This window comes from Massilia sp. LXY-5, from assembly GCF_059801075.1.
Genome location: NZ_JBNNEH010000002.1, coordinates 256,433 through 269,764 on the forward strand (window position 1 = coordinate 256,433; position 13,332 = coordinate 269,764).

General features: G+C 64.7%; 12 protein-coding genes. 4 read left to right on the forward strand and 8 right to left on the reverse strand.

The window, feature by feature from the left end; translation table 11 throughout:
• Position 1: 1 nt before the first annotated feature.
• The 4 genes from ACI48I_RS04610 to ACI48I_RS04625 form a co-directional block, all read right to left on the reverse strand.
• On the reverse strand, positions 2–1,396 hold the full coding sequence (locus tag ACI48I_RS04610; RefSeq protein ID WP_498573476.1) for a lipopolysaccharide biosynthesis protein: 1,395 nt from the start codon (positions 1,394–1,396) through the stop codon (positions 2–4).
• A 263-nt stretch (positions 1,397–1,659) separates the two neighbouring features.
• Entirely contained in the window at positions 1,660–2,163 is a 504-nt protein-coding gene (locus ACI48I_RS04615; RefSeq protein WP_193684782.1) for a nuclear transport factor 2 family protein, read from the reverse strand.
• 43 nt (positions 2,164–2,206) lie between these two features.
• The gene (locus ACI48I_RS04620; protein ID WP_193684783.1) at positions 2,207–2,563 is read right to left on the reverse strand and encodes a hypothetical protein; all 357 of its coding nucleotides are present in this window, start codon (positions 2,561–2,563) and stop codon (positions 2,207–2,209) included.
• A gap of 22 nt (positions 2,564–2,585) precedes the next feature.
• A complete protein-coding gene (locus tag ACI48I_RS04625) occupies positions 2,586–3,488 on the reverse strand; it encodes an alpha/beta fold hydrolase (RefSeq protein ID WP_498573477.1) in 903 nt (300 codons plus the stop codon).
• Between the two features lie 185 nt (positions 3,489–3,673).
• Here ACI48I_RS04625 and ACI48I_RS04630 point away from each other — a divergent pair, with 185 nt between their 5' ends.
• On the forward strand, positions 3,674–4,051 hold the full coding sequence (locus ACI48I_RS04630) for a COG4315 family predicted lipoprotein (protein WP_193684785.1): 378 nt from the start codon (positions 3,674–3,676) through the stop codon (positions 4,049–4,051).
• A 24-nt stretch (positions 4,052–4,075) separates the two neighbouring features.
• Here the strand turns inward: ACI48I_RS04630 and ACI48I_RS04635 are convergent, their stop codons facing one another.
• On the reverse strand, positions 4,076–4,333 hold the full coding sequence (locus tag ACI48I_RS04635) for a hypothetical protein (RefSeq protein WP_193684786.1): 258 nt from the start codon (positions 4,331–4,333) through the stop codon (positions 4,076–4,078).
• 229 nt (positions 4,334–4,562) lie between these two features.
• On the opposite strand from ACI48I_RS04635, the gene ACI48I_RS04640 reads away from it, so the two are divergent.
• Positions 4,563–5,402, forward strand: coding sequence for an alpha/beta fold hydrolase (locus tag ACI48I_RS04640; protein ID WP_498573478.1), 840 nt, complete (start codon positions 4,563–4,565; stop codon positions 5,400–5,402).
• Complete coding sequence (locus tag ACI48I_RS04645) at positions 5,399–6,724, forward strand: glycosyltransferase (RefSeq protein ID WP_193684788.1); 1,326 nt, start codon at positions 5,399–5,401, stop codon at positions 6,722–6,724. The genes ACI48I_RS04640 and ACI48I_RS04645 overlap by 4 nt, the downstream gene beginning before the upstream one ends.
• 12 nt (positions 6,725–6,736) lie before the next feature.
• On the opposite strand, the gene ACI48I_RS04650 is transcribed toward ACI48I_RS04645, so the two are convergent.
• A complete protein-coding gene (locus ACI48I_RS04650) occupies positions 6,737–7,873 on the reverse strand; it encodes a YaiO family outer membrane beta-barrel protein (RefSeq protein ID WP_193684789.1) in 1,137 nt (378 codons plus the stop codon).
• Between the two features lie 236 nt (positions 7,874–8,109).
• Positions 8,110–9,807, reverse strand: coding sequence for a methyl-accepting chemotaxis protein (locus ACI48I_RS04655; protein ID WP_193684790.1), 1,698 nt, complete (start codon positions 9,805–9,807; stop codon positions 8,110–8,112).
• A 293-nt stretch (positions 9,808–10,100) separates the two neighbouring features.
• Here ACI48I_RS04655 and ACI48I_RS04660 point away from each other — a divergent pair, with 293 nt between their 5' ends.
• The gene (locus ACI48I_RS04660) at positions 10,101–11,429 is read left to right on the forward strand and encodes an amidohydrolase (RefSeq protein ID WP_193684791.1); all 1,329 of its coding nucleotides are present in this window, start codon (positions 10,101–10,103) and stop codon (positions 11,427–11,429) included.
• A gap of 187 nt (positions 11,430–11,616) precedes the next feature.
• Here ACI48I_RS04660 and ACI48I_RS04665 read toward each other — a convergent pair whose 3' ends face one another.
• Positions 11,617–13,308 carry a methyl-accepting chemotaxis protein gene (locus tag ACI48I_RS04665; RefSeq protein ID WP_498573479.1) on the reverse strand — a complete coding sequence of 564 codons (1,692 nt, stop codon included), beginning with the start codon at positions 13,306–13,308 and terminating at the stop codon, positions 11,617–11,619.
• Between the last annotated feature and the right edge of the window lie 24 nt (positions 13,309–13,332).

Below are 13,332 nucleotides of genomic sequence, written 5' to 3' on the forward strand. Positions count from 1 at the left end.
GTTATTCCCGCCCCTGTTTGAATTTCTTCAGCATGAGCATGCCCGCAATGGACAATACCAGCGCGACCCCGGCCGCCTGAACGACGAACACGTCGCCGACCTGCCACCTCAACAAGTAATACGTCGCCGCGCTGGCCGCCGCCGTGAAGAGCGACGGCAGCAGTGCCTGCCCCAGCTGAGCATACCGAAAGGCGATCACGGCGCGCAGGAACAGCCATCCGACAAGGATATTGAACACGATTCGGGCAATTTGCGCCATCACAAACGTTTGCCAGCCCCAAAATCCTGCTGCGAAGAGGATGGCGATGCCACTCGCGTTGCGTAAAAGGGAATATTGAAAACTGTGCGCTGCGCGGCCCCCTGCCATGATCAGCGACCAGTTGAACTGGTGGAAGGGATAGAGCATCCCTACCACGCAGAAGCACTGCAAGACCCATACGGATCCCGACCACTGCTGCCCAAACAACAGTGGAACGATGGTCGGGGCAAAGAAATACAGGGACAAGAAGAGGGGGAGGATGAGCCAGGTGCAGTAGCCAAAAGCCTGCACGAACATATTCCACAGCTGTGTGCGGTCACCGTCCGCGCTGGCAAACAGGGGACCGGCGATCTGCTGGGTCACGCCCCCAAGCAGGTCGATACTGATCATGTACAGTTTTTTGCCCACCGAATAGAAGCCCAACTGCTGCTGGCCCATGGCAAGCCCGACGATCATGTCGTCGATATAGAGCGTGAACACATCGAGCAGCCGGCCGCCCGCCATGTAACGGCCGTAATGGAAAATATTCCGGAACCCACTCCAGTCGCAGCGCCGCTGCGGGCGCCATTCGCTCAGGCACCACATCAGTACTGTCATGACCAGGGTCTCGGTCAACTGCTTGAAGACCAGGCTCCACATGCCGGCGCCGGAGAACGCCAGTACCAGGCCGACGACTGCACCGGAGAGGGTGCCGCTCAGGGAGCGCAACGCAATCGTCTTGAACTGGAGCGCCTTGCGTTGAATCGCATCCTGTACCGCTCCGAAGGCAACCAAGGGCAGCACCAGGCCCAGCCAGGGCATCATGCGCGCCGCGTCGTGCTGTCCAAGATGGTACAGAAGAGGCGGGCCGGCGAGCATGGCCAGCGCGCAGGCGCCGCCTGCCATGTAAACCTGAAACCAGAAAATTTGATTACGTGCGGCTGGGGTATCTTCCTTATAGATCAGGTACTCCGCCAGTCCCATTTCGGCCAAGGCGCCCAGTATCGCAATGATCGCGCTCACGAAGGCTACTGCACCGATGTCGCCTGCATCGAGCAACCGTGTGAGGAGCGCAAACATCACCAGGGACGTCAGGCGCCCGCCCCAGTTCTTGGCGATTGACCAGATCAGGCTAGAAAAAACACGACTGTTGGCCATTTCGTGTCGCCATCAAAAATACATCCTGCCCACCATCGGTGCGATGGCAATCCGCAATTAAATTTATTGCGAGCTCAATCCATGAAGCATGGCCTAGTATCCTTGCTAGCCCATGCATGGTCAATGAAAGGTATCTTTACAACACCTGCCGTAATGATGGCGGCGACACCTGGTGCCGAGCGGCTGGTGAGCATGTCGCATTTGCTGGTGGAGCAGACAACGAGTAGCCGCGATTTTTGCTGAAAGCGTGGTGTTGACTACGCTTATTTGCAGTCGCACTTGTCCTGGGCCGGCCGGATTTCGGTGGTCTGGTGAAAGGTGTTCTTCCAGCCGTCCGCTTCATGCACCCAGACCCGCACATACCGGCCGCGAAACGGCTTCGCGCCCGCGCCTGCCTGCTGGCTGCGGAACACACCCGCGACGACGGCCGCTTCGCCGCCCTTGAGCAGCTGGATCTCGGTCGATTCGTTTTCATACGTCAGGAAGCGGAAGTCGCCCCGTTCGAGGGCAGTCAGCAGCTCGGTCTTGCTGCGTACCCGGCCGCGGCTTTCGACATGGCGGTAGTAGCGGTCCATCAAATTCTGCAGCGCGGGGATATCCTGCCGGACGATCGCGCTGGCGCGTTGCCGCTCGAGCAGCAGCAGGCTGGCGCGGACCTCGCTTTCCGCCGTGGCGCTGCGCTCATGTTGCGCTTGCGCTGCGTGGGCGCTGCCCGTCAGCAGCGCGCTGGACAGGAAGAGTGCGCTGTAAGTACGTCGTGATTTCATGGCGGCGCTTTCCTCAGGTTGTCCGTGCATGATGATAGCAACACTAGAACCACGGAGCCTTCCGCAGCGCGCGCCAGTCCATCAGCACGGCGAGGACGCCGATACCGACAAGCGCCAATGCGGCGGCAGCCGGCAGCCAGTCGAACAGCCTCGCACTTCCCGATGTGCCCAGGGCTCGCTCGAGCGTGTGAGCCGACATCGTTGCAAGAACGGCGTCGACCCCGAAAGCCAGCATCACTGCGCCGCGCGAACCCTCCTGCGCGAGCGAAGCGGTCACCGCGAAAATCGCGCCCGGCACCAGGAACAGCAGACCGGTGATGCCGATACCGAACAGCGCCACCGCGCCGAAGGCCAGGAAAGCCAGGGCGAAGATGGCCTGGACGGCAGCGAGTATCCGCATGGCGTGCTCCTGACGGATCGGCTCAGCGTGCCGGCAGAAACGCCTTCACTTCCGCCTGGAACCGCTGCGGCTGGTCCCACATGATGAAGTGCGCGCTGTCCGGAATTCGCTTCAGGGTCAGGTTCGTGACCGGCGCATACGCGCTCCTGTAGACGGCATCGAACTGCTCCGCCGGCAGCGGCACGCTCTTCGGCTGGACGTACAGGACCGTTACCGGGACGCTGATCTTCTGCAGCTCGGGAATCAGGTTGGTGACGATCAGCTCGCGGAAGGCGCGGGTGCCGACATCGGGGTCGCTCCGCATCGAATCTTCGAGCGCGCCGGGACGCATCGCTTCGGTGTTGACCATGCTCACGATGGTCTCGCTGGCGCGCGTGCTGCGCTGCTCCGGTGTGGCGGCGCGCATGCCGGCGGCGATACCGTCGGCGACCGCCTCCACCTTGGCCGGGGTGGCGCCCGGGCCGGCGAAGAAGGTGCCGAGGAAGGGATACATGTCGACCACCATCAGGCGCGACAGTGCGTCCGGATGGCGGCTCGCCAGCATCATGCCGATGGTGCCGCCCATCGAATGGCCGATGACGGCGGGCTGCCTCAGGTGCGACTCCCGGATGTAGCGGACGATTTCGTCCGCGACGGGCGCGGCCACGGTTCCCTCCTTGTTGCCGCCGGCCGGCTGGCCGGCGAAGCCCGCAACCTGCACCAGGTGGTAGCGGTAGCCCGGCAGCGCCGCCACGGTCGAGGCCCAGGCGCGCGGCGAGGAATTCAGGCCGGGGATCAGCACCACATCCGGTCCCGCACCCTCGGTGCGCACCGTGATCCGGTCCGACGCGAAGGACGCGGCGAGCACGCTCGTCAAGGGGAGGGCGGCCAGTACCGCCACCGTGGCCGCCATCCATGTGCGGCGCGCGTTCAACCTGAAATTCATCCAGCCTCCTCGGGTAATTGAATCTTCCGGCAGTAGTGTAATGGATTAATGTTGATGAAAATACACAAAATCTCACCAGCTGCCTCAGCGCCCCAGGATGGAGAATTTTCGGCATCGCCCCGGTTTGTCGTCAATACACGGCGCTATACTCTATTTGTCTTTACAACCACAACCAGGAGACAGCCATGAAAGCGATTCACCCCGTACTCGCAGCGCTGGGCACTGTACTCGTGTTCTCGACCGGCAGCGCGCTCGCGCAAACCGGCATGAAAAAGGCCGACGGCGTGCTGGCCGACGCCAAGGGCATGACGGTCTACACCTTCGACAAGGACACCGCCGGCTCCGGCAAGAGTGCCTGCAACGAAGGCTGCGCGAAGATGTGGCCGCCGGTGCCGGTGACCGGAGAACGCGTCGCCTCGCCCTATTCGACGGTGACGCGCGAAGATGGCACGAAGCAGCTGGCCTACAAGGGCAAGCCTTTATATCTGTTCGCGAAGGACACCAAGCCGGGCGAGCGCAAGGGCGACAAGATGAAGGATATGTGGCACGTGGTAGCCGACTGAAGACCCCTCCAGGGCCTGGCGCGGTCAGCGCAGCCAGGCCTTGAGCACGTCGCTGCCCTGCTCCATCCCGAACGCCAGGCGCGCCTGGGCGTGCGCCGTACATTGTTCGAGCGTGCCGTTGCCCTGGCTGGCGGCCTGCGCGGCAATCGCCTTGCTGGCGATGCCGAAGGCGGTGATGGCCTGGTCCCAGCTCAGGCCGGAGGCCAGCGCCTCCTCGACCACGTGGGCGGCGAGGGCGCCGAGTTTGTCGATCAGGGCGTCGTCGGTTCCTGGTCTTAACATGGGGTCTGCACTCCTTCCGGCAAATCAAAAGCGGCCACGCGATCGCGTCATCGGCCTGATGCTGGAATAGTACAAATAATACGACGGCGCCTGGCGCACGGCCCGGCACGGTAGCGCCCTCGCTAATTCGTTTCAACCAGGCTCGCGCATCGGTGCGGCTTGCATTGCGCCTCCAGGGCGATTGCCCGAACCTGGATGGCGTGCCTTTTCGATCAATCAGGAGCGCAGGATGAATAAATGGTTGCTGGCCGGTTTTCTGTCGATATTCTCGCTTCAAGGCCTGGCGCAATCCGCGCCCGGCGAACAATTCTCCCGTGTCGGCAGCAATACCCTGGCTTGGGAATGCCGCGGTGCGGGCGACAAGACCGTATTGCTGATCGCCGGCATGGGCCTCGATGCGCATGCCACCTACAAGAACACCTTCCGCCATTTTTCGGCGCCCGGCTACCAGATCTGCCTGTATGACCGGGCCGGCGTCGGAAAAAGTACCTCGCAAGGCGGGGTGCGCCCCCTGAACGTCCTGGCGGACGAGCTCGATGGCCTGATCAGGGAACGCCACTGGCACGACCTCGTCCTGGTCGCGCATTCCTTCGGCGGCCTGGTCGCGCGCGCTTATGCGCAGGCCCATCCGGAACAGGTCAGGGGCATCGTCTTTGTCGACAGCGTGCACGAGTCCTGGTATCCGGGATTGAAGAAGGCGCTGTCGCCGGACGGCTGGCGCATCATGGAAATGATCATCAACTGGGAAAAGGACAAGAATTCCCACGAAGATTTCGCCGAGGCCGTGCAGTCCATGAGCACACGCGGGACCTCGCTCGCCATGCCGGTGACGGTCCTCAGCCGTGGGTTGCCGCACACGACGATCCGCCAGGCGAAAATGCGTTACGAGGACGTCGACGCCTTCAACAGCACCTGGGACACCTCGCAATTCGAGCTCGCCAAAATCTCCGGCAATGCACGGCATGTGCGCATGCGCTACGCGGCGCACCTGTTCGACGAACAGGATCCCTGGCTGGTGATCGACGAGATCGGGTTATTGCTGAAACGGGCCGAAAGCCCCGCGCCATGAGCGGCATGAAAATCGGGATCCAGACCTGGGGCAGCCACGGCGATATTCGTCCTTTACTGGCATTGGCGGAAGGATTGCGGGCGGCCGGCAACGAAGTACATCTGGTGATTACCAGCGTCGACAGCGGTGCGTATCACGGCCTGGAGTCGACACCGGGCCTGCGCATCAGCGTGGTCGCGTCGCCCGTCCTCGTTCCCGAGCAGGAAGAGCAAATCGGCCGCATCGCCTACGGCATCCGCAATCCCCTGAAACAGATGGCGACCATCCTGCGCATGTGCTTTGCACCGGTCGAAGACCTGATGTTCGAAGCGGCGCAGCGCCTGTGCGCCGAGTCCGACCTGGTGATCGGCCATTATTTCATGCATCCCTTGCAGGTTGCCGCCGAAAAGGCCGGCCGGCCTTATGTCAGCGTCCTGTTGTCGCACGCGGCCATTCCCAGCGACTTCAACCATCCTTTAGGTAAAGCCGCGCTCGGGAAAACAGCGCACCGCCTGTTGTGGCGGCTGATGCGCCGCCTGCTCAACGGCGTGCTGCTGCACTATCCAAACCGGCTGCGCGCCCAGGTCGGCCTGCCCCCGGCGCGCGACATCGTGACCGAGGTCTGGCTGTCGCAACACCTGACATTGGCCGCCGTCAGCCCCCGGCTCTGCCGCAGGCAGCCCGACTGGCCGGCCTCGCTGCAGGTGTGCGGTTTCCTCGATATGCCCGGCCTCGCGATCGACGGCGCCATTCCCGCCGCGCTGACCGCCTTCCTCGACGCGGGCGATGCGCCGGTCTACATGAGCTTCGGCAGCTGGATGCCGAAGGATATCGCCGGGCAGACGCGGGCCCTGCAGCTGCTGACGCAGGCGGCCCGGCGCGCCGGCTGCCGCGCCATCATCCAGAGCCACGCCGCCGGCGCTTGCGGCTTTGCCTCGACCCGCGACATCCTGTACATCGCGACGGCGCCGCACCAGGCGATCTTCCCGCGCTGCCGCGCCGTGGTGCATCACGGCGGCGCCGGCACGACGCAAGCGGTGACGCTGGCCGGAAAACCGTCCGTCATCGTCGCCAACATCAGCGAACAGGAACACTGGGGCGGCGAACTGCGCCACCTGGGCATCGCCGCCAAGTTGGCCAAACGGCGCAGCGTGAGCGCCGCGGGACTCGCGAAACGCATCAGGCAGGTACTCGACGCGCCGGAGATGACGGCGAAGGCTGAAGCGATCGGCGCCGCGATGCGGGAAGAAAACGGCGTTGCCGAGGCGGTCGAACAGATCATGCGGCGGTTTCACGGCCGTGCCGCGGCTGCTGGCGAGTCCCTTCAGCCTGAAGCGCTCTGAAACGCCCCCGCATTACCAGCGGCGATACAGCCCGACCGACAGCCCGCGTTCGCGTGCATCATTGGCGCCGCGCGAGAAGCTGGCGCCCACCTTGCTGCCCCAGTTGTCCGACCAGTAGCGCACCCAGGTGACGCTGCCGCCGCCGGAGCGGGCGCGCCCGCCAGAGAGAGACAGGGGATCGTCGCTGCGCCCGCTGTTGGCGGTCGCTTCCAGGTAGCTGTCGGCGTCGCCGGCATAGTAGTAGCGCGCCAGCAGGCGCTGGCCATTGCTGTGCGAGCCTTGCGAGACGATGTTCTGGTGGCGCAGCTGGACATACCAGTTGCCGGCATATTTGCCCAGGCCGACGCCGTAGATGTTGACGCGCGCGTCGAAGCCGAGCACGTCGTCGGCGACGGAAGCCTCCCAGCCCTGGCCGAGCGACTGGTAGACCTCGACCCGGCCGGAATTGGCCGGGAACAGGCGCGCGGCGGGCGAACGCTGGTAGCGGATGTTGGCATACGCCCCGGTCCAGAGGTCGGCATAGGCATCGAGCGCCCAGGCGTGGCCGGTCTGGTCGAAGCGCTGCGCGCGCAGGGTCTCGAAGCCGATCGAGCCGCCCTTCATGTAGTGGCGCACGCTCGCGGTCTGGTCGTTCCAGCGCGGGCCGCTGCCCACATCGGTCCAGCTGCCGGACAGGCTGGCGGCCCAGGTGTAGCCGGCGGCCAGCACCGCTTCCGGATTGCCGGCGCGGGTTTGCGGCGCCGGGCGCGGTTCCAGTGCCGCGAGGGCCGCATCGATTTCGGCGCCGTTCGCGCCCAGCGCGCGCGCCTTCTCGAGGTCGAGGCGGGCTGCGTCGGGGCGGCCCTGCCCCCTGTGCAGGTTGGCGAGCGCGAGCCAGACGTCGGCGTAAGCGGGAGAAGCCTTCGCCGCCGCTTCGAGATCAAGCTGGGCTTCGCTCCAGCGTTCCATGCGCGTGTAGACGATGCCGCGTCCGAGCAGCACGTCGACATTGCCGGGCGACTGAGCCAGCAGCGCGTTGTAGGCGGCCAGGGCAAGCGCCGGCTGGCCGGCATTCGCGAGGCTGCGCGCTTTCTCGTACTGTTCGTCGAAGGAGGCCGGGCTGGCGGTTTGTACCTGGGCGGTCGGGGGTAGCTGGAAGTCGATGGGCATGGAAACGGAGTAAAGGGCCGGGCAGCATGGTGCCATGGCGCAACTTTGCCCCAGCAAGGGGGAGGCGTCAAGGAGAGCGAGCCGCGATCGGCAAAGGTGTCGCGTGCTGGCTTCAAAGCGTGACCAAGGTGATCAGGGATTTTGTTGGACTGCCACGCTGCCCGCGAATGGGGCAAAAAAAAGCCGCCCGGCAATGCGGGCGGCCTGTTACTGCGGGTACGGCAGGTAAAAACAGTTCAGAAGGTTTCCCACTCATCCGCGCTGACGCGTGCCGGCGCTTTCGCCGACGCTTTTACCGGGGCTGGCCTGGTGACGCGCAGGGCAGGCGCCGGGCGGGGCAGGGCGCGGGCCGGGGAGGCTGCGGCTGCCGGAGCGGCCAGCGCAGGACCGTTCAGCTTGAACACGCCCACGACTTGCGCCAGTTGCGCAGCCTGGTCCTGCATCGAGCCGGCGGCGGCGGCGGCTTCCTCGACCAGCGCGGCGTTCTGCTGGGTGACCTGGTCCATCTGGCCGATGGCCTGGTTCACCTGCTCGATGCCGCCGGTCTGTTCCTGGCTGGCGTGGGTGATCTCGGCCATGATGTCGGTGACGCGGCGGATCGACGAGACGACTTGTTCCATCGTGGCGCCGGCCTGGTCGACCAGCTTGGCGCCGACGTCGACCTTGTCGACCGAATCGCCGATCAGGACCTTGATTTCCTTCGCCGCCGCTGCCGAGCGCTGGGCCAGGTTACGCACTTCGGAAGCGACGACCGCGAAGCCGCGGCCCTGCTCGCCGGCACGCGCCGCCTCGACGGCCGCGTTCAGCGCCAGGATGTTGGTCTGGAAGGCGATGCCGTCGATGACGCCGATGATGTCGACGATCTTGCGCGAGGATTCGTTGATCGAGCCCATGGTCGTGATGACCTGGCCGACCACCGCGCCGCCTTGCGCCGCGACTTCCGAGGCGGCGATCGACAGCTGGTTGGCCTGGCGGGCGTTGTCGGCGTTCTGGCGCACGGTGGTGGTCAGTTCTTCCATCGAGGCGGCGGTTTCTTCGAGTGCGCCTGCCTGCTGTTCGGTACGGGCCGAGAGGTCGAGGTTGCCGGCCGAGATTTCGGCCGAGCCGGTGGCGATGGTATCGGTACCGTTGCGCACCTGGGTGACGATCTTCACCAGGCTGTCGTTCATGTGGCGCAGGGCGCGCAGCAGGGCGCCGGTTTCGTCCTTGGTATCGGTATCGATGGTGCGGGTCAGGTCGCCGCCGGCCACGGTTTCGGCCAGTTCCACCGCGGCGCGGATCGGACGGGTGATGCCGGTGGTGAGCAGCCAGGACAGGATCGCGCCGAGCAGCACGGCGCCGGCGGTCAGCACGGCGATGATGGTGGTGCTGCGGGTGGCGGTGGCGTCGATCGCCTTGGCGGTGGCGTCGATGCTGGAACGCTGCATGACGACCAGCTCCTGCAGCAGTTCCTGGTACAGCTTGGAGGCGGGGGTGAACTTCTCGTCCAGCAGGCGCGCCGCTTCTTCTTCGTTGCCGGCGGCCTTGGCCTTGACGGCGCCGTCGCGCGAGGCGCTGTAGAGTTTGCGCTGTTCGAGGATCTTCGCGAACAGCGCTTTTTCGGCTTCGCCTTCGATCAGCGGCTCGATCTCCTTGAGCAGCTCGGCGGCCTTCTTGACCGAGGCGGCCGAGTCTTCCTTGAAATAGGGGCCGAGGGCCGGGTCGGTGCTCTTGACGATGGCGGCGGTGCGGCGGATCGATGCGAAGTTCAGGCTGTACCAGTCGGTGATCGCGCGCTCCTTGGTCAGCGGCGCGGCCATCATGGCGCGGGTGGAGTCGGCCACTTCGTTCAGGCGCCAGACGCCGGCAACAGCGATCAGCACCGTCATGGCGAGGATCAGCGCAAAGCCGATTCCCAGGCGCTTGCCGATCTTGATATTCGAGATGAAGCCCATTACAGCATTCCTTGTCGTAGGTAGTAGAAACGTGGCGGTCGCGCGACACTGGCAGCCACGAAATAGCATAATCAAATGCTTGGAGGAGGCGGATTCTACGATTGTTTCCGTAGGGAATGCCATAAAAAAAGTGATGTAGGGAAATTTTTACGACACTTTTTACTGCCACTATTGCCACGTTAATTGTTAAATATTGCTTTGAGGAACTGATTTTGTTACGCTGCTGAACCTTTGAACTCTGAAATAGATTTCGTTCTGCCCGCGCCCCGGTGGCGCTCCCATCCCCCGAGACCATGAAACCATCTTCCCGCCTCCTGAAACACCTCCTGCTGGCCGGCGCGACCGCCGCCGGTGCCGCCCACGCTGCCCTGCCGCCGGAATTCACGGCCCAGCTGGACAAGGATTACCCGACCATCGAAGCGCTGTACCAGGATCTGCACCGCAATCCCGAGCTGGCCTTCAACGAAGTCCAGACGGCGAAGAAGCTGGCCGAGCGCGTGAAAGCGCTGGGCTTCGAGGTGACCACCGGCGTCGGCGGCACCGGCATCGTCGCGATCCTGAAGAACGGTCCCGGCCCGATCGCCATGCTGCGTACGGAACTCGATGCGCTGCCGGTGCAGGAAAAGACAGGCTTCGCGTTTGCCAGCACTGTCACCACCAGGAACGCGGCCGGCGAGACCGTGCCGGTCATGCACGCCTGCGGCCACGACGTCCACATGTCGGCCTGGTATGCCACCGCCAAGCTGATGGCGGAAAACCGCAAGGCCTGGAGCGGCACCCTGATGCTGGTCGGCCAGCCGGCCGAAGAGCCGCTGAAGGGTTCCGAGGCGATGCTCAAGGACGGCCTGTTCAAGCGCTTCCCGAAGCCTGACTACGCGATCTCGATGCACGACGAGGGCACGCTGCCGGCGGGCCAGGTCGGCTGGCATGCCGCCCACTTCCGCGCCTCGGCCGACACGGTCACGATCACCATCCACGGCCAGGGCGGCCACGGCGCCACGCCGCAGGAAACGCGCGACCCGGTCGTCATGTCGGCCCGCATCGTGATGGCGCTGCAGACCCTGATTTCGCGCGAGAACAACCCGGCTGACCCGGTCGTCATCACCGTCGGCAGCATCCACGGCGGCACCCAGGCCAACATCGTGCCGGACCAGGTCAAGCTGCAGCTGACGGTCCGCACCTTCAAGCCGGAAGTGCGCCAGCGCGTACTGGCCAGCATCGTGCGTGAAGTCGAGGGCGAAGCGCAAGCCGCGGGCGCGCCGAAGAAGCCGCAGATCGACATCGTGCCCGGCGCCGACTCGGTCTACAACGATCCGGAGCTGACCGCACGCGCCGTCAGCGCGGTGACGGGCGCGCTCGGCGCCCAGAACGTGGTCGAAATGCCGGCCAAGATGACCTCGGAAGATTTTGCCAACTACGGCCAGGCCGGCGTGAAAGCCGTGCTGCTGCACGTGGGCGCGGTCGAACCGGGCAAGCTGGCGGCCGCGCGCAAGGCCGGCAAGTACCCGCCGGGCACCCATTCGCCGCAGTGGGCGCCGGAGTTCAAGCCGACCGTGCGTTCCTTCATTCAGGCGGAGACGGCGATTCTGCTGGACCTGCTCAAGCCGGGCCAGAACAAGTAAGCTCGACATGCAGGAACGAGAACGCCGGCTCGATGCCGGCGTTTTTGTTTGTGCGATGCGTTTCGGTGTGTTCGCCCTTGTAGGGTGGGCTCTCGAGCCCACGCGGTACACGTTTGCATGCCTGCGGCGTCCAAAAAAAACCGCCCGGCATGCGGGCGGCTTTCTCGGTTTCGCTATTGAAGGGCGATCAAAACGTTTCCCACTCGTCCGCCATCGCGGCGGCACGCGCCGAGGGCTTGACGGCTGCTGCAACCGGCGCCTTCGCCGTACGTGCAAGCTGCTTCGGACGCACCGCGATCGCACGTGCCGCCGCCGGTGCCGCCACTGCCTGCGCATCGAGCTTGAACACGCCCACCACCTGTGCCAGCTTGGTTGCCTGCTCCTGCATGGCGCCCGCTGCCGCGGCCGATTCCTCGACCAGGGCCGCATTCTGCTGGGTCGCTTCATCCATCTGGCCGATGGCGATATTCACCTGTTCGATACCGCCGGTCTGCTCCTGGGTCGCATGCGTGATCTCGGCCATGATGTCGGTAACGCGGCGGATCGATTCGACCACCTGCTCCATCGTGGCGCCGGCCTGGTCGACCAGCCTGGCGCCGGCGTCGACCTTCTCGACCGAGTCGCCGATCAGGCCCTTGATCTCTTTTGCCGCCGCGGCCGAACGCTGGGCCAGGGTGCGCACCTCGGAGGCGACGACTGCAAAGCCGCGGCCCTGTTCGCCGGCACGCGCCGCTTCGACGGCAGCGTTCAGCGCCAGGATGTTGGTCTGGAAGGCGATGCCGTCGATGACGCCGATGATGTCGACGATCTTGCGCGAGGACTCGTTGATCGAACCCATGGTCGTGATGACCTGGCCGACCACGGAGCCGCCTTCGACGGCGACGTTCGAGGCGGTAATCGCCAGCTGGTTGGCCTGGCGCGCGTTGTCCGCGTTCTGGCGCACGGTGCCGGTGATCTGCTCCATCGACGCCGCCGTTTCTTCGAGTGAGGCCGCCTGCTGTTCGGTGCGCGAGGACAGGTCCATGTTGCCGGCGGCGATTTCGCTGGAGGCGCCGCTGATGGTGTCGGTGCCGCCGCGTACTTCGGTGACGATTTTCACCAGGCTGTCGTTCATGTGGCGCAGGGCGCGCAGCAGGGCGCCGGTTTCGTCTTTCGAGGTGGCGTCGATGCGGCGCGTCAGGTCGCCGCTGGCAACCGTCTCGGCCAGTTCCACGGCTTCGCGGATCGGACGCACGATGCCGCGCGTGAGCATCCAGGAGCACAGCGCTCCGAGCGCCACCGCAACCGCGGCCAGGATGCCGATCATGCGTGCGCTGGCGTTATTGTCGGCTTTGATGCCGGCGGCGATGGCGTCGATGCGGTCCTGCTGCATCTTGACCAGCTCGGCCAGCGTGCCCTCGTAGACATCGGCGGCCGGCATGTATTCTTCGGTCAGGATGCGGGCGGCGCCGTCGGGATCGCCGTCGGTGCGTGCCTTGACCGCCTTGTCCTTGGCCTTGGTATAGGCCTTGCGCAGTTCGCCGATGCGGTCGAACAGGGCGCGCTCTTCCTTGCCTTCCAGGAGCGGTTCAATTTCCTTGATCAGCGCCGACGAACGGCCCGAGGTCTTGGCGCCGTCGGCCTTGAAGAACTCGGCCAGGCTGGTGTCGTTGCTTTTGACAATGGCGGCGGTACGGCGCACCGCGGCGAAGGTTTGGGTATGCCACTCGCTCAACAGGCGCTCCTTGGCCAGGGGCGCCGCCATCATGGCGCTGGTGGCATCGGCAATCGTATTCAGTCGCCAGATGCCGGCCACGGCAATCACGATGGTCAATGCAAGCACCAGCGTGAAGACGGCACCGAGGCGTTTTCCGATATTCATATTAGTAAATGTATTCATCTTAAAACCTTCGGTTATGCTTAA

Excerpts from the sequence above, each read along its gene's own strand:
- ACI48I_RS04635 (WP_193684786.1), bottom strand. The coding sequence starts at position 4,333 with ATGTTAAGACCAGGAACCGACGACGCCCTGATCGACAAACTCGGCGCC.
- ACI48I_RS04625 (WP_498573477.1), bottom strand. The coding sequence starts at position 3,488 with ATGAATTTCAGGTTGAACGCGCGCCGCACATGGATGGCGGCCACGGTG.
- ACI48I_RS04630 (WP_193684785.1), top strand. The coding sequence starts at position 3,674 with ATGAAAGCGATTCACCCCGTACTCGCAGCGCTGGGCACTGTACTCGTG.
- ACI48I_RS04640 (WP_498573478.1), top strand. The coding sequence starts at position 4,563 with ATGAATAAATGGTTGCTGGCCGGTTTTCTGTCGATATTCTCGCTTCAA.
- ACI48I_RS04660 (WP_193684791.1), top strand. The coding sequence starts at position 10,101 with ATGAAACCATCTTCCCGCCTCCTGAAACACCTCCTGCTGGCCGGCGCG.
- ACI48I_RS04620 (WP_193684783.1), bottom strand. The coding sequence starts at position 2,563 with ATGCGGATACTCGCTGCCGTCCAGGCCATCTTCGCCCTGGCTTTCCTG.
- ACI48I_RS04645 (WP_193684788.1), top strand. The coding sequence starts at position 5,399 with ATGAGCGGCATGAAAATCGGGATCCAGACCTGGGGCAGCCACGGCGAT.
- ACI48I_RS04615 (WP_193684782.1), bottom strand. The coding sequence starts at position 2,163 with ATGAAATCACGACGTACTTACAGCGCACTCTTCCTGTCCAGCGCGCTG.
- ACI48I_RS04650 (WP_193684789.1), bottom strand. The coding sequence starts at position 7,873 with ATGCCCATCGACTTCCAGCTACCCCCGACCGCCCAGGTACAAACCGCC.
- ACI48I_RS04655 (WP_193684790.1), bottom strand. The coding sequence starts at position 9,807 with ATGGGCTTCATCTCGAATATCAAGATCGGCAAGCGCCTGGGAATCGGC.
- ACI48I_RS04665 (WP_498573479.1), bottom strand. The coding sequence starts at position 13,308 with ATGAATACATTTACTAATATGAATATCGGAAAACGCCTCGGTGCCGTC.
- ACI48I_RS04610 (WP_498573476.1), bottom strand. The coding sequence starts at position 1,396 with ATGGCCAACAGTCGTGTTTTTTCTAGCCTGATCTGGTCAATCGCCAAG.